This window comes from Marinobacter sp. AC-23 (genome assembly GCF_001858325.1).
Lineage (GTDB): Bacteria > Pseudomonadota > Gammaproteobacteria > Pseudomonadales > Oleiphilaceae > Marinobacter.
On sequence record NZ_MBPP01000020.1, the window covers coordinates 1 to 15078 of the forward strand.

At 54.0% G+C, this 15078-nt stretch carries 13 protein-coding genes and 4 pseudogenes; 8 read left to right on the plus strand and 9 right to left on the minus strand.

The features are described from left to right. Both BCA33_RS07715 and BCA33_RS07720 read right to left on the minus strand, forming a co-directional pair. Positions 1-288: flagella assembly protein FlgT middle domain-containing protein (locus BCA33_RS07715; RefSeq protein ID WP_368087224.1), on the minus strand; the 288-nt coding region annotated here is incomplete at its 3' end. Then, a complete protein-coding gene (locus BCA33_RS07720; protein WP_071264745.1) occupies positions 255-752 on the minus strand; it encodes a flagella assembly protein FlgT middle domain-containing protein in 498 nt (165 codons plus the stop codon). The genes BCA33_RS07720 and BCA33_RS07715, both read right to left, overlap by 34 nt. A gap of 306 nt (positions 753-1058) precedes the next feature. Between BCA33_RS07720 and BCA33_RS07725 the strand changes: the two are divergent. The 4 genes and pseudogenes from BCA33_RS07725 (at position 1059) to trmL (ending at position 5331) form a co-directional block, all read left to right on the plus strand. Continuing rightward, a pseudogene (locus BCA33_RS07725) lies at positions 1059-2311 on the plus strand (conjugal transfer protein TraF). A 117-nt stretch (positions 2312-2428) separates the two neighbouring features. Further along, positions 2429-3541: a multifunctional CCA tRNA nucleotidyl transferase/2'3'-cyclic phosphodiesterase/2'nucleotidase/phosphatase gene (locus BCA33_RS07730; protein ID WP_071264747.1), complete on the plus strand. Its 1113-nt coding sequence runs from the start codon at positions 2429-2431 to the stop codon at positions 3539-3541. Between the two features lie 128 nt (positions 3542-3669). Beyond that, positions 3670-4848, plus strand: coding sequence for an acetyl-CoA C-acetyltransferase (locus BCA33_RS07735; protein WP_071264748.1), 1179 nt, complete (start codon positions 3670-3672; stop codon positions 4846-4848). Between the two features lie 6 nt (positions 4849-4854). Beyond that, positions 4855-5331, plus strand: a complete 477-nt coding sequence (trmL, locus tag BCA33_RS07740; RefSeq protein WP_071264750.1) for a tRNA (uridine(34)/cytosine(34)/5-carboxymethylaminomethyluridine(34)-2'-O)-methyltransferase TrmL — start codon at positions 4855-4857, stop codon at positions 5329-5331. A gap of 56 nt (positions 5332-5387) precedes the next feature. On the opposite strand, the gene secB is transcribed toward trmL, so the two are convergent. Together secB and BCA33_RS07750 are read right to left on the minus strand one after the other, a co-directional pair. Further along, positions 5388-5891 (minus strand): protein-export chaperone SecB, encoded by a 504-nt coding sequence (gene secB / locus BCA33_RS07745; RefSeq protein ID WP_071264752.1) that lies wholly within the window; start codon positions 5889-5891, stop codon positions 5388-5390. A 152-nt stretch (positions 5892-6043) separates the two neighbouring features. Continuing rightward, on the minus strand, positions 6044-6460 hold the full coding sequence (locus BCA33_RS07750; protein WP_071264754.1) for a rhodanese-like domain-containing protein: 417 nt from the start codon (positions 6458-6460) through the stop codon (positions 6044-6046). 159 nt (positions 6461-6619) lie between these two features. Between BCA33_RS07750 and gpmI the strand changes: the two are divergent. The 4 genes and pseudogenes from gpmI to BCA33_RS07770 all read left to right on the plus strand — a co-directional run bounded on the left by gpmI (position 6620) and on the right by BCA33_RS07770 (position 11655). Continuing rightward, positions 6620-8166 (plus strand): annotated as a pseudogene (gene gpmI / locus BCA33_RS07755) (2,3-bisphosphoglycerate-independent phosphoglycerate mutase). 29 nt (positions 8167-8195) lie between these two features. Then, on the plus strand, positions 8196-9326 hold the full coding sequence (locus BCA33_RS07760) for a murein hydrolase activator EnvC (protein ID WP_254774260.1): 1131 nt from the start codon (positions 8196-8198) through the stop codon (positions 9324-9326). Positions 9327-9422: 96 nt separating this feature from the next. Next, positions 9423-10825 (plus strand): annotated as a pseudogene (locus BCA33_RS07765) (S41 family peptidase). 68 nt (positions 10826-10893) lie between these two features. Then, complete coding sequence (locus BCA33_RS07770) at positions 10894-11655, plus strand: divergent polysaccharide deacetylase family protein (protein WP_071264765.1); 762 nt, start codon at positions 10894-10896, stop codon at positions 11653-11655. Here the strand turns inward: BCA33_RS07770 and hisF are convergent. From hisF to BCA33_RS07795, 5 genes and pseudogenes are all read right to left on the minus strand, one after another. Then, positions 11652-12425 carry an imidazole glycerol phosphate synthase subunit HisF gene (hisF, locus tag BCA33_RS07775; protein ID WP_071264756.1) on the minus strand — a complete coding sequence of 258 codons (774 nt, stop codon included), beginning with the start codon at positions 12423-12425 and terminating at the stop codon, positions 11652-11654. The two genes, BCA33_RS07770 and hisF, sit on opposite strands and share 4 nt — an antisense overlap. 14 nt (positions 12426-12439) lie before the next feature. Then, positions 12440-13176 (minus strand): annotated as a pseudogene (gene hisA / locus BCA33_RS07780) (1-(5-phosphoribosyl)-5-[(5-phosphoribosylamino)methylideneamino]imidazole-4-carboxamide isomerase). Then, complete coding sequence (gene hisH / locus BCA33_RS07785) at positions 13170-13811, minus strand: imidazole glycerol phosphate synthase subunit HisH (protein ID WP_071264758.1); 642 nt, start codon at positions 13809-13811, stop codon at positions 13170-13172. The pseudogene hisA and the gene hisH overlap by 7 nt, the downstream one beginning before the upstream one ends. Positions 13812-13859: 48 nt before the next feature. Continuing rightward, positions 13860-14453, minus strand: a complete 594-nt coding sequence (hisB, locus tag BCA33_RS07790) for an imidazoleglycerol-phosphate dehydratase HisB (RefSeq protein ID WP_071264760.1) — start codon at positions 14451-14453, stop codon at positions 13860-13862. 127 nt (positions 14454-14580) lie between these two features. Beyond that, positions 14581-15078, minus strand: a 498-nt coding sequence (locus BCA33_RS07795) for an SRPBCC family protein (protein WP_254774259.1), incomplete at its 5' end; no start/stop codon positions are given.

The following is a 15078-nucleotide window of genomic DNA, read 5'->3' on the forward strand; positions in this document are numbered from 1 at the left end:
AGCGACCAGAGCCGGAATAACGTTTTCCATAATCACTCTTCCGGTATAGCCATCGTGCACAATCATATCCAGCTCAAAATTGCGGCTGGTATCAGAGCTAAACAACGCACGCTTAACCTTGGCCCCGTAATCTGTATCCCAGGCGCCGGGGCTGTTTACACCCACATCACGGATAATGCCAGACATCACAAACTGAGCCCCCATCTCGCGACTCACTGCAGAGTATTTACCCAGTTTATTACTCGACCCCACGGTCATCGTGGGCGCGGCCGAGCGACTCGCAAACATCTGCACTGTGGCGCAGAGAAAGCTTGCACGCGCTCAGACTGCTCAAACCGCTGATAAAGCGACGTTGAAACCGTTTTCCCCACATCTTTCAAACCACCAAAAACTGACTGCCCGGGGTGTTCAAGCGAAAAACCTGCAACGGCCAGCTTTTTCCGATATTTGGGTGCATCCGCACGGGGACACTGCGCATTGGGCTCGAACGGCTTGATATCCTGTTCATTACGGATAATTTTGGCATAAGCATCGAGCACATCCTGTGTGCGGCCCACCTCTTTGGTTATCACCAAATTAATCGGTTCGGGCGCAATTTCCTTCGGCTCCTCCGTCTTCACTGTTTTATCGCTGCCTGCCGGCTCATGCCCATGGGCAAAAGCCGGCCCCCCAGAAAATAGAGCGACACCAAAGCTCGAAATGAATGCAATAACCCGGCACACCGAGAGGGCAGCAGGCCCATTTTTCAACATGAGTAATTCTCCACCTGCAAAGACCAGACAATATCCTGAAAACATACCATGGAAAAACACCATGGAAATTTCATGCCACCTTTCTCAATCGGCCAGCTAACACCCGCCAGGTCTATTAGCTTATCCCCAAGTAGCTGTAACGATGCCAATCGAGCGGCAACTCTATGCCGACTTACTGCAAACCTCACCTTGCTTACATTTCAAAAACAAACGGTTACTGCACATGTCATGTTCAAGTACGGATATTGATCTAACCTCTCACCTACTCAATTATTCAGTAACACACACTTTTTCGTAGGTAACCGAATGCACCAATACCGCTTGTCCAGACTGTTCATTGCTTTGGGCCTATCTGTTGCCGCTACGTCTGCGCTCGCCAGCCCTCAGGCGTTTATGTCTTCGCGTTCGTTTGCCATGGGTGGCACCGGCGTGGCTGTGGCTCACCCATCTACTGCAACATCGGCAAACCCGGCCATGATGGCGGCGGATCACCACGCATGGTCAGACGACTTTGGCCTCATGCTGCCTTCTATAAACGTACGTGTGGCGGATGAAGAAGAGACAATTGATCAGATTGATAGCATTCAAGACACAATGGATGAGCTGGAAGCTGCTATCAGCTCAGCGAATTCAGCCAATGCACAACAGTTGGCCGGCCAGCTTCGCGAGCAATTTGAAGCTTTTGATAAAGACACCGTACGCGCCAACATTGGCCTCGGTCTTGCTCTCGCCGTTCCGGGAAAAAAACTTTCTGTGGGCGTATTCAGTACCGGCAATTTGACGGCCACTGTTAGGGGTGAGTATGACAAAAGCGACAACGCAAAACTTCAGGCTATCGAAAACGGCGTATTGATCCCTGGTGCTACCGACGATCTCAACTCCCGCGGCAAAGTTATTGCCTCTGCGGTCGTAGAAGCAGGCATCAGCTTTGCCCACGCACTGGAACTGAATAACGGCGACAGCATTCAGCTAGGTGTCTCGCCGAAGTACGTCCAACTACAAACCTTCCAATACACAGAAACCGTCTCCGGCTTTGAAGACGACGAGTTTGATAACGACCAATCTCAAACCGATAAAAGTGGCTTTAATCTGGATATAGGTGCCGCTTACGCTTTTGGCGATGAGAAGCAGTGGAATGCTGGCGTTGTAGTTAAAAACCTCATTCCAATGGAATTAGACTCTGCAGCAAGCCGTCAAGATCTTGGTGAAAAAGTACGAACCCTTAAAGTAGGCCCCATGCAACCGTCGGCATCGCTCACAAGAGCGCTTACCACGTGGTTACCGCTGAGCTTGACCTCACCAAAAAAGAAGCTTTTGGTTTTGAAGATGATACCCAGTGGCTCGCAGTCGGCGCAGAGTTCGACGCTTGGCGCTATGCCCAGCTTCGGGCAGGCGTTCGTTACAACCTTGCCAGCAATGATGATAACGACGGTATTGCGGAAGAGACCCAGTTTACCGTCGGCTTAGGCCTGAACCTTCTTGGCGCACGCTTTGATCTCGGCGCCCTGTTTAGTGATGCTGACATGGGTGCAGCTTTGGAATTCGGTACGACTTTCTGATTCTGCTATAGATGTTGTTTATGGGGTCAGGCACGCTCATCATAATAACGGCGTTTGCCTGACCCGCCCGGGAAACGGATAATTCCCGGACACTTCTTAAAAGGAACCTGACCCTTCATGCAAACCTATCTGGTTGGCGGTGCCGTTCGCGATGAATTACTGGGCCTGGGGGTTAAAGACCGGGACTGGGTGGTGGTCGGCGCAACCCCGGAACACATGCTTGCCCAGGGCTTTACGCAGGTAGGATCGGACTTCCCTGTATTTCTGCACCCGAAAACCCATGAGGAATACGCCCTGGCCCGCACAGAACGCAAACAGGGGCACGGTTATCACGGCTTCTCCGTTTATAGTGCCCCCGATGTCACTCTTGAGGAAGACCTGCTGCGCAGAGATCTCACCATCAACGCCATGGCGCGCTCTGAACAGGGTGAACTGACCGATCCCTTTAACGGCAGCAAAGATCTTGACGCGCGGCAACTGCGCCACGTATCGGAGGCCTTTAAAGAAGACCCTTTGCGCATTCTCAGAACCGCACGCTTCGCTGCGCGTTTTCAGCCGCTAGGCTTTAGCGTTTGCCAAGAAACCATGGATTTGATGCGCACCATGGTAGCCGAGGGTGAAGTGGAGCACCTTGTGCCTGAGCGGGTATGGCAGGAGATTCAGCGGGCAATCCATGAGCTTTCGCCCTGTACATTTTTTCAGGTACTGCGGGACTGCGGAGCTCTCGCGGTGCTGATCCCTGAACTCACTCCGGATGCCATTTTCAGTGTTGCCATGGATGCACTGCAACGTGTTCACGCCCGGGAAGACTCCACGGCAGAACGTTTTTCAGCACTGCTCAGCCCCCTCGATGAATCTACCTGCGCCGAAAGAGCCAAAGCCCTGAAAGCTCCGAACGACTGCCAGCAACTTGCCCGGCTGGCTGCGGCTTCTATTCCGATAATTAAGCAGCTCGACCCTATACAGCCAAGTGCAAGCACACTGCTTGAGTTGCTGGAAAAAGCCGACGTATCGAGGCGACCAGAGCGCTTCTCACAGCTGATCAATGTACTTGAGTGCACTCTGGAAAGTGGTGATCAGGCTCAGTTGGAACCACTCAAAAAGGCCGCTGATGCCGCCTCAGGCGTTAATCCTCAAGCATTGATCAAACAGGGTTTTGCAGGCAAAGAACTGGGGCGCGCAATCCGGGCAGAACGCTTGGAGCGGATCGCTCAAGCGGTCTGCCGTTAACATAGGATTTGCTCAGTGCTTTTGTCGATTCAGCCTTTCCGGCTACAATGCCCGCAGTTTTTACTCTGTTAGGGTCGGGCCCAGCTTTGTCGGCCGGTCCAGCACAATCATTTAACCGGAGAATCTCCATGCGTGATGTCGTTATTGTTGCTGCCAAACGTACTGCTGTTGGCGCGTTTGGTGGAGGCCTTTCAAGCCTTCGCGCGGATCAGCTTGGCTCCGCCGTTATCAAGGCGCTGTTAGAAGAGACAGGTGTTGCCGGCGACCAGATCAACGAAGTGGTGCTTGGCCAGGTATTAACCGCAGGTTCTGGCCAAAACCCAGCGCGCCAGTCGTCTATCAACGCGGGCATTCCGGCTTCTGTGCCAGCGATGACTATCAACAAAGTCTGCGGCTCCGGCCTGAAGGCAGTCCACATGGCAGTTCAGGCAATTCGTTGTGGCGATGCGGACATGATGATTGCCGGTGGGCAGGAAAGCATGAGCCAGGCGCCCCACGTGCTACCCAACAGCCGCAACGGCCAGCGCATGGGTAACTGGACCATGATCGATACCATGGTTACCGACGGTCTTTGGGATGCTTTTAACGATTACCACATGGGCGTAACTGCTGAGAATATCGTTGAAAAGTACGGCATCAGCCGCGAGGAACAGGATGCATTCGCTGCAGCGTCGCAACAAAAAGCCGTGGCAGCTCGTGAGGCTGGGCGCTTCGACGGCGAAATAGTGCCGGTTTCTATCCCCCAGCGTAAAGGCGATCCGGTAGTTGTCAGCAAAGACGAAGGTCCCAGAGAAGGCGTAACTGGCGAAGGCCTGGGCAAGCTGCGGCCTGCCTTCAAGAAAGACGGCACGGTGACAGCCGGCAACGCTTCTTCCCTCAACGACGGCGCCGCAGCGGTTATGGTGTGCAGTGCAGAAAAAGCCAAAGAGCTGGGCCTGACCCCGCTGGCCACCATTAAGGCCCACGCCAATGCGGGCGTAGACCCCAGCATTATGGGCACAGGCCCAATCCCCGCCAGCCAGCGTTGCCTGAAACTGGCAGGCTGGAGCGTTGAGGACCTGGATCTGATTGAAGCCAACGAAGCGTTTGCGGCGCAAGCAATCTCAGTAAACCGCGACCTAGGCTGGGATACCAACAAGGTTAATGTGAACGGCGGCGCGATTGCGCTGGGCCACCCCATTGGCGCTTCTGGCTGCCGCATTCTGGTGTCGCTGCTGCACGAAATGGTTCGCCGTGATGCCAACAAGGGCCTTGCAACCCTGTGTATCGGTGGCGGCATGGGCGTTGCCCTGGCTGTGGAGCGCTAAAGCGCAATGCTGAACGTTGTGCTGTACGAGCCGGAGATACCACCCAACACCGGTAATATCATCCGGCTGTGCGCCAACACTGGCTGCAGACTGCACTTGATTGAGCCTCTGGGGTTTACCCTGGAGGACAAGCAAATGCGGCGGGCTGGGCTGGACTACAACGAGTACGCCACGGTAAAGGTGCACAAAAGCTACCAGGCGTTTCTTGAAAGCGAGCAACCTAAGCGGCTATTTGGCTTAACCACCAAAGGTCAGCGTTATTACCATCAGGTTGCTTATCAGGATAATGATTACCTGATGTTTGGCCCGGAAACCCGTGGCTTGCCCGCCGATGTGCGCGAAGGGTTATCCGCGGAGCACTGCCTGAAGGTTCCCATGTGCCCGCAAAGCCGTAGCTTAAACCTCTCCAACACCACTGCCTTGGTGGTTTACGAAGCCTGGCGACAGCTTGGGTTTATGGGCTCGGAAAACGGCAGCGCATAAAACAAAACAGCCCGGCGGCTGCCGGGCTGTTTTGTTATCAGATCAAAGCAAAGCCGTCAGTGCGTCTTTTGTTCTTCTCCGGCCTCTCCAGATGCCCCTTCCTGCTTGCGCTGAAGCGCTTGCGCGTAGATAGCATCGAAGTTGACCGGTGCCAACATCAGGGCTGGGAAGCTGCCTTTGTTGACCACACCGTCGATTGCTTCACGAGCATAAGGGAAGAGAATGGTTGGGCAATAGGCGCCTAGCATCTGGCCCAGTTGCGGCCCTTCAATGCCCGCCACAAGGAACACGCCAGCCTGTTGGATCTCAACAATGTAGGCGACCTTCTCATCCAGTTTCGCGGTCACGGTCAAGGAAAGAACAACCTCATACTGGTTGTCACTCACTTTGGTGTGTGCGGTGTTCAAGTCCAGATTCACCTGCGGCTTCCACTGCTCTTGGAAGACCACCGGCGAGTTCGGGGACTCAAAAGACAGATCCTTCACGTAAATGCGCTGTAGGGCAAACTGGGCTTGGTTTTGGTTGTCACTGCCTGCGGCGGCTTGCTGATTCTCAGCCATGTTCAGTCCTTTCCCTTGTGTAGAGAGTCTTGGAGTGGGCTCAAGACCCATTGTTATAGTTACATCTGCCGGAACAGTTTACTGTTTGGCGGCACTTGGTTATGTGAAACAGTGCGGCAGATCGGCGCACAGATCAAGTTATGCTGACGCTTCTATTTCTTTACCAGCGGCAGGTTGCTGGCTTTCCAGTCGCCTACGCCTCCGTTGAGGCGCACTACGTTGGCGTAACCTTCCGCATTGAGCTGCTTTACCGCCATAGCGGAATGCTGGCCCATTTTATCCGCCACAATAATCTGCTTGTCCTTGTGCTTGCTCAGTTCGCCAGCACGGCTTTTCAGACTATTAAGCGGGATATTGATAGAACCGGTAATGCGGCCCTCGCCAAACTCTTTGCGATCGCGGATATCTACCACCACTGCTTCGTTTCTGTTAAGCAGGCTAACCGCGCCCTGGGCAGAGATTTTAGCGCCACCGCGCCGAGACTCCAGCACAAGGATAGCGAGTAAAAAAGCCACAAATAGTGAGGCGAGAACGTAGTGGCTAACGACAAATTCAAACAACCGATCCATGAGGTGACCCTGAAAATAAGTTTGGGCGGATTATACACAGCCTGCTCGCCGGACAGAAGGTGACCATACAGGTGACGACTGTGGCCTCAAAGCCTTAAAATGGATAAGCTTCACACCTACTTCTGTAAACTTACTGCAACTCTACCTCCGGACTGAATGATGACAGCATTGCGCAAGCCGACAGCACTTATAATTCTGGACGGCTGGGGCCATCGCGATCCCGCCGAAGATAACGCCATCAGCAACGCCAATACGCCTTTCTGGGACAAGCTCTGGGAATCCAGGCCTAAAACCCTCATCAATACCTCCGGTATGTTTGTAGGGTTGCCCCAAGGCCAAATGGGCAACTCGGAAGTCGGGCACATGAACCTGGGTGCAGGCCGTGTGGTCTATCAAAGCCTTACGCGCATTGATAAGGACCTGGAAGAAGGCACCTTTAATCAAAACCCGGCCCTGTGCTCCGCGATAGACAAAGCGGTGGGTAATGGTGGTGCTGTTCATCTTATGGGCTTGCTTTCGCCCGGAGGCGTTCACTGCCACGAAGATCATATGCTGGCAGCCGCTGAGCTTGCAGCCTCAAGGGGCGCAAAAGAAGTATACATTCACGCGTTTCTTGATGGGCGTGACATGCCACCTCGCAGTGCCCTCCCCTCACTGGAGAAGGCCGCCGCGAAATTAAAGAGCCTTGGCGTAGGCCGCGTGGCCTCTATTGTTGGGCGTTACTTTGCCATGGATAGAGACAATCGCTGGGACAGGGTTGAATCCGCCTATAACCTGATGACCCTGGGCGAATCAGACTTCACAGCAACCGATCCGGTTTCTGGCCTGGAGCAGGCTTACGAGCGTGGCGAAAATGACGAATTTGTAAAACCAACCCGCATTCAGAGCCCGGGCGAGACTGCCGGCACCATTAACGATGGCGACGCCGTACTGTTTATGAACTACCGCGCGGATCGTGCCCGGGAAATGACTCGCACGTTTGTAGGCGAAGGTTTTGATGGATTTGAACGCCGGAAGCACCCCAAGCTCGCTGACTTTGTAATGCTCACCGAATACGCAGCGGATATCAAAACCTCCTGCGCCTACCCGCCCACAAAACTGGTCAATGGCCTGGGCGAGTACATGGCCAACCTTGGCAAAACCCAATTACGTATTTCAGAAACCGAGAAGTACGCCCACGTAACCTTCTTTTTCAACGGCGGGCAAGAAACACCTTTTGCCGGCGAAGACAGAATTTTGGTTCCGTCCCCCAAGGTGGCTACCTACGACCTGCAGCCTGAAATGAGCGCTCCCGAAGTGACAGACAAGCTGGTAGAGGCTATCAAGAGCGGCAAGTACGACCTGGTGGTGTGCAACTATGCCAACGGGGATATGGTAGGCCATACCGGAAAATTGGACGCTGCGATTAAAGCTGCAGAATGCCTTGACCATTGCGTGCAGCGAGTGGTCGAAGCGTTGGAAGAAGTCGATGGCCAGGCTTGATAACAGCCGACCACGGCAACTGCGAGCAAATGACAGACCCAAGTTCTGGCCAGGTTCACACGGCACACACTCTCGGGCCGGTGCCACTTGTTTACACAGGCAGCCGCAAGGTAAGCCTGCAAGACGACGGCAGTCTGAGCGATGTAGCACCTTCGCTGCTCACATTGATGGGGCTGGACCAGCCGAAGGAAATGACCGGGCACACTCTGGTCAAAATCGGTTGACCCAAAAACAGGCTCTACCATTGCGACTAATTGCATTACTGGCACTGGCACTCACGTTCGCGTTGAGTACTGTGCCCGCTGCCTTCGGAAAAGAGGTTACACCAGCCCAGATTGAAGCCCTCAAAGAGCGCATTGAGGATATCGATGACTGGCTGGCCGATGCCGAAGAAGATCGCTCCACACTGGAGCGAGGGCTTGCTGCGGCCGAACGTACAATAAGTCGTTTAACCCGCGAGCGCCGGTCTCTGGGGGAGCAAGTAAAAAAACAGCAACAACGCCTGGCAGAACTCCAGAGCGAAGAACGGGAACTGGCGCGCACCCTGGAGCGCCAGCGTGAGAGCCTGAAAAAGCAGATCCGCACAGCCTGGATGGAGGGCGACGTGTCTGCTGTAAAAGTGCTGCTCAACGAGATCAATCCGGATAACATTGCCCGGACAATGACCTATTACGAATACCTTAGCCGCGACACCGTTGGGCGACTGGAAGCCTTCCAAAGGAACCTTGAAGAACTCAAGGTGACGCAAGCCGAAGTTCAAAACACCCGAGCCAAGCTTGCGAAAAGCGAGGAAGGCGTTATCAAACGCCAGCAAGAATTAACGACTTCTCGACAAAAGCGCGAGAAAACTCTAGCGGCGCTTAACCAGGACATCCGTACCCGTCGCAACGAAAAAGATGAGCTGGAATCTGATCGCAAGCGGTTGGAAAAATTACTTTCTGAAGTTCAGGAAGCCATCGCGAACATCCCCTCCCCCAACGAATCTCAACCGTTCCCATCACTCCGGAATAAGCTGCCTTGGCCGGCACAAGGTAAGGTGCTTAGCCGCTTTGGTGATAAATATGCAGAGGGCAAGCTGCGCAGAAACGGACTTCTCATTCAGACTGGTGAAGGGGCCGATGTGAAAGCCATTCATTATGGTCGGGTTGTGTTTGCCAACTGGCTTCGGGGTTTTGGGCTGATAACAATTATTGATCACGGCGATGGCTACATGACACTCTATGGCCACAGCAGCAGCCTGTTCACCAGCCCCGGCGATTGGGTTGCAGCCGGGGAAGCCATCGCACAGGCAGGCCGCACCGGCGGAACAGACACCCCAGCACTCTATTTTGAAGTTCGCCACAACGGCAAACCAGACAACCCGGGGCGCTGGCTGGCTAACTGAACACCAGCAGCGGGGCTGACAAATGCGCCCGCTGCGGCCATACTGTCAGCAATAGAGGGTTCAGCCCAACTACCGGAATAACCACGGGATATGTGAATGAAACGGGTCCGTAATACACACCAAGCATCACCTTTGCGCTCAGCCATCCTCGCTGCCTGTTTCATTTCCCTTCCCGGACTGGCATTTGCCCAGGATAACCCTTCAGACAACACACAGTTGCTGGAAGGCATTCAGGATGGCGAACGCGTTGAAATCACTCTTCCTGATCCGGAGAAGCAACTGCCTCTGGACGATCTACGCAAATTCACCGAGGTCTTTAGCCGTATAAAGGCTGCCTACGTTGAAGAAGTAGACGACCGCCAACTGCTAGAAAGTGCCATCAAAGGTATGCTGTCCGATCTTGACCCCCACTCAACCTATCTGGCCCCGGAAGACTATGAAGAGCTGGAAGAAAGCACCTCCGGCGAATTTGGCGGCTTGGGTATTGAAGTGGGCATGGAAAACGGCTTTATAAAGGTGATCGCCCCTATTGACGACACACCCGCTCAGCAGGCGGGCGTTCAATCCGGCGATTTAATCATCAAGCTTGATGAAAAGCCGGTAAAAGGTATGGGGCTCGAAGAAGCCGTGCAACTTATGCGCGGCAAGCCTGGCACCATTCTTACGCTGACCATTATGCGCGAGGGTGAAAATGGCCCAGTAGAAATCGACGTTGAGCGCGACGTTATCAAAGTAACCAGTGTAAAGAGCCGCATGATTGAAGATGGCTACGGTTACGTGCGCCTGACCCAATTCCAGGCAGAGACAGGCGGGCAGTTTACAAATGCCCTTAACAAGCTCAAGGAAGATCACGGCAGCGATCTGGATGGGTTGGTAATCGACCTGCGCAACAACCCAGGCGGTGTCCTGCAAGCAGCGGTTGCCACAGCTGACGCACTGCTAGACGAAGGGTTGATCGTATACACAGAAGGCCGAATTCAGAGCTCTCGCCTGCGTTTCAGCGCCAAAAATGGTGACGTTATGGCCGGCACGCCCATAGTTGTTCTGATCAACGGCGGCTCGGCTTCCGCATCAGAAATTCTCGCAGGCGCGCTGCAAGACCATAAACGGGCTGTGATCATGGGCACCCAGTCCTTTGGCAAAGGCAGCGTCCAAACGGTTATCCCGCTGGATGAAACCCACGCCATCAAAATGACAACGGCCCGTTATTACACGCCAGATGGGCGCTCTATACAGGGCACCGGCATCAAGCCAGACATTGAAGTAAAGCCTGCAGAATTAAAGGAGCTGGATAGCCGCCCATTCTTTACCGAGGCAGATCTAAGTGGCCACTTGATTGGCAGGATGAGAAAACAGAAGGTAAAGATAAAGATAAGCAATCGGGAGCTGAAAATCAGGCCAGCTCCATAATCGACCGCGATTACCAACTGCGCTCGGCGCTCAACTTGCTGAAAGGACTGCAAATTCTTAACCGCAAGGGAGCTGACACAGTACAGTGAAGGTACTCTTTAACCTGGGCCTTGGCGCCCTGGCCCTGGCGGCCCTAACAAGCTGGACTGCCGGCGCAATGGCGGCAGAGCCTGAAACAAGTGCTGTGCCGCCAACCATTGCCATCATTATTGACGACATGGGCCATAATCTGCACGAAGGTGAGCGCCTTGCCAATCTGGACCAGCCGCTGACCCTCGCGTTCCTGCCCTATCGCCGGCACACAGACGTTCTTGCTCGCTTGGCACATAGCCGCAACAAAGAAATTATGCTGCACGCACCCATGGCCAACACGCGCAACTTTAGCCTTGGGCCTGGCGGACTAACATCGGATATGGATGAGCAGAACCTAACATCTACCCTGCGTCGCGCCTTGCAGTCCATCCCCTATGTGCAGGGGGTGAACAACCATATGGGCAGCCTGCTAACCCAAAAACTGAAGCCCATGGACTGGGTAATGCAGGAGCTGTATCGCTACCCGGTTTATTTTGTGGACAGCAGGACGATTGCCTCGTCGATAGCAGGCAACGTGGCGGCGGCCTATCAGATCCCCACGCTTACACGGGATGTATTTCTGGACCACGAGCAAACGGAAGAGTTTATAGATCGGCAATTCAAGGAGCTGATTCGACAAGCGAAGGAAAACGGCAGTGCGGTTGGCATCGGCCACCCACACACGGTGACCGTGGATTACCTTGAAAAGCATCTTCCGGAACTGGATGAGCAAGGCATTGCCATCGCCACAGTGAGCGGGCTATGGGCTATCCGTAACAACAATCAGAGAATGTTCGCAGAAGGGGAAAAGCAGACCATCCGGCCTGCTTTCGCTAAAAAACACTAATCCCGGACTTCAATACCCTGGGCCTTCATGAAGGCCTTGGCTTCGGGGATGGTATGCTCGGCAAAATGGAAAATAGATGCCGCCAGCACGGCATCTGCGCCGCCTTTCGTAACGCCATCAGCCAAATGCTGGAGCTCTCCCACACCACCTGAGGCAATCACTGGAACCGTTACCGCATCGCTAACGGCACGGGTAAGGCCAAGATCAAAACCAATTTTTGTGCCATCCCTGTCCATGCTTGTAAGCAAAAGCTCGCCGGCACCCATTGCTACCATTTTTCGCGCCCACTCCACCGCATCCAGCCCTGTTGGCTTACGGCCACCGTGGGTAAAGATTTCCCAGCGCAGCTCTTCACCTTCAGCGCTTACCTGCTTGGCATCAATAGCGACCACGATGCACTGGCTGCCAAATCGCTCTGCGGCTTCCCTTACAAGCTCCGGGTTGAACACGGCGGCGGTGTTTATGGCAACCTTATCGGCACCAGCATTCAACAGCTTGCGAATGTCCTCCACTGCACGAACGCCACCCCCAACGGTGAGTGGAATAAACACTTCCGCGGCCATGCGCTCGACGGTTTCGTAGGTGGTGTCACGACTTTCGCTGCTTGCGGTGATGTCCAGAAAGGTGATCTCATCGGCACCCTGCTCATTATAGCGACGAGCCACTTCTACAGGGTCGCCAGCGTCCCGGATATCCACAAAGTTAACACCCTTTACAACACGCCCCTTGTCCACATCCAGGCAAGGAATAATGCGCTTTGCCAGTGCCATACCGTATTCCTTAATTAGCTTTTCAGGGAGTCACAGAACGCTTGGGCTTCGGCAACGTCCAGCGTGCCCTCGTATATCGCCCGGCCCGTAATAGCGCCAATAATACCTTTACTTGCAACTGGCGCCAGACGCTTCAAATCATCCATATTGGTTACGCCACCGGAGGCGATAACCGGAATACCGCCTTCTTCTGCCAGTGCGGCCGTGGCCTCCACGTTAACACCCTGCATCATGCCGTCACGGTTTATATCCGTGTAGACAATCGCTTCAACACCATCGCTGGCAAAACGCTTTGCCAGGTCGGTCGCCATTACCTCAGAAACCTCAGCCCAACCATCTGTGGCGACGCGGCCGTCTTTGGCATCCAGCCCCACAATAATGTGTCCGGGGAAGCGTTTGCACATTTCGGTCACAAACTCAGGCTCTTTAACCGCTTTGGTGCCAATAATCACCCACTGCACACCGGCTTTGAGATAGGCTCAATGGTTTCTGCTGAACGAATACCCCCGCCAATCTGGATTGGCAAATCCGGATATTTGCGGGCAATGGCCTTAACAATTTCTCCGTTAACCGGCTCGCCTGCAAACGCGCCGTTCAAATCCACAAGGTGCAGGCGGCGGGCACCGGCTTCCACCCAACGGGTGGCCATATCAACCGGGTCGCCACCAAAAACAGTGGAATCTTCCATCCGGCCTTGGCGCAACCGCACGCACCTACCGTCTTTTAGATCAATGGCGGGAATAATCAGCATGTTCCATTCCAATCAGTAAAGTTCTTGAGGAGTTGCAGCCCTGCCCCGGCGCTTTTTTCCGGGTGAAACTGCACAGCAAAAATATTATCCCGGGCCACGGCCGCCGCCAGGTCAACGCCGTAATGGCTGCGCCCGACGATATCTGCGTTCCCTTCTGCCTCGGCGTAATAACTGTGCACAAAGTAAAAACGATCGCCATCAGGAATGCCCTGCCAAAGTGGATGCGCCTTGGCTTGGTATACCTGATTCCACCCCATGTGAGGCACTTTCAGGCGCTCGCCATTCTCTACCAGGCTATCGCCAAAAAAACGCACTTCGGAAGGGAACAGATTAATGCCGGCGACACCGCCATTTTCTTCGCTGCGAGACATAAGTGCCTGCATGCCCACACAAATCCCAAGGAACGGGCGATCACGGGACACTTCCCGCACCAATTCATCCACGCCCAGACGGCGAATCTCTGCCATGCAGTCGCGTATGGCGCCGACGCCGGGAAGGATTACCCTGTCGGCTTCGCGGATTTTATCTGCATTGTCGGTTACCAGAACCCTGGTATCCGGGGCTACATGCTCTACCGCTTTACGGGCAGAGTGAAGGTTCCCCATGCCGTAGTCGATGATGGCAACGGTTTTCATGGTCAGTACGGTGTCCTTAGGTGGCTGAAAGCGGCTAAGAGCGGCGGTTTACAACAGGCCTTTGGTCGACGGTGTAATACCCGCCATGCGCTCATCCATTTCAATGGCCATGCGCAAGGCGCGGCCGAATGCTTTGAACACGGTTTCGATCTGGTGGTGGGTGTTCTTGCCCCTCAAAGTATCGATGTGCATCGTCACCAGGGCGTGGTTAATAAAACCACGGAAGAACTCTTCAAACAGGTCCACATCAAATCCGCCCACGGTGCTGCGGGTAAAAGGCACTTCCATGATCAGACCCGGGCGACCGGAAAGATCAATTACCACGCGGGAGAGCGCCTCATCAAGGGGCACATAGGCGTGACCATAGCGACGAATACCTGTTTTATCGCCAACCGCCTGCTTAAAGGCTTGACCCAGGGTAATGCCCACATCTTCTACCGTGTGGTGGTCGTCAATGTGCAGATCGCCTTTGGACACGATAGTGAGATCGATCAAGCCATGACGGGAAATCTGTTCCATCATATGCTCAAGAAACGGCACACCGGTATCAAAACTGGATTTACCGGTGCCATCGAGATTGATTTCAACGCTGATCTGGGTTTCAAGGGTATTTCGTTCTACCCGAGCCTTACGTTCGGCCATGGGGACTCCGTAGCAGATTTAGGTGGCACAACGCCGGAAAACTTTATTCCGGGATTATACCTTTTATGCCTTCAGGAGTCCCATAGCCGGGTTAATCGGCACAATAGTTTGCCTTGTCACGGAAAAATCAGAATGCCTTCTTGAGATTCTTCATATAAGTATCCACCAGACCGTTGAACTCATGCTTGATAACGGGGCTGATAGCGAGCTTCAGCAGGCCGGGCAATGGCAGTGTGAGCTCAGCGCTGGTCTGGAATTTAGCGGCCGTCGCCTTGTCGCCTTTTGCCGTCAGCGTCCAAGACCCACGCACTAGCCCATTACCTTCACCTTTCACCGGCTCCCAGGTAATTTTTCCTGCATCCTTGTCCGAAAAGTACTTGCTGGCATAAATGGACTGAATCGCGTGCTTATCGACACCTACCTTTTCCATTTCCCAGCGGTAGATATTGTCGCCCAGATCCGTCAGTTTATGTACTTTGGGAAAATGGCTTGCAGAGCGCGGCACATCGGCAAGCAACGCAAAAACCTCATCATAGCTGGCAGGAATTTCAAGCTCCCGGTTCAGCTCAATCGAAACAGTAATAGCCACAGCGAACTCCTTTTTATGGTTATACGTACTACTTTT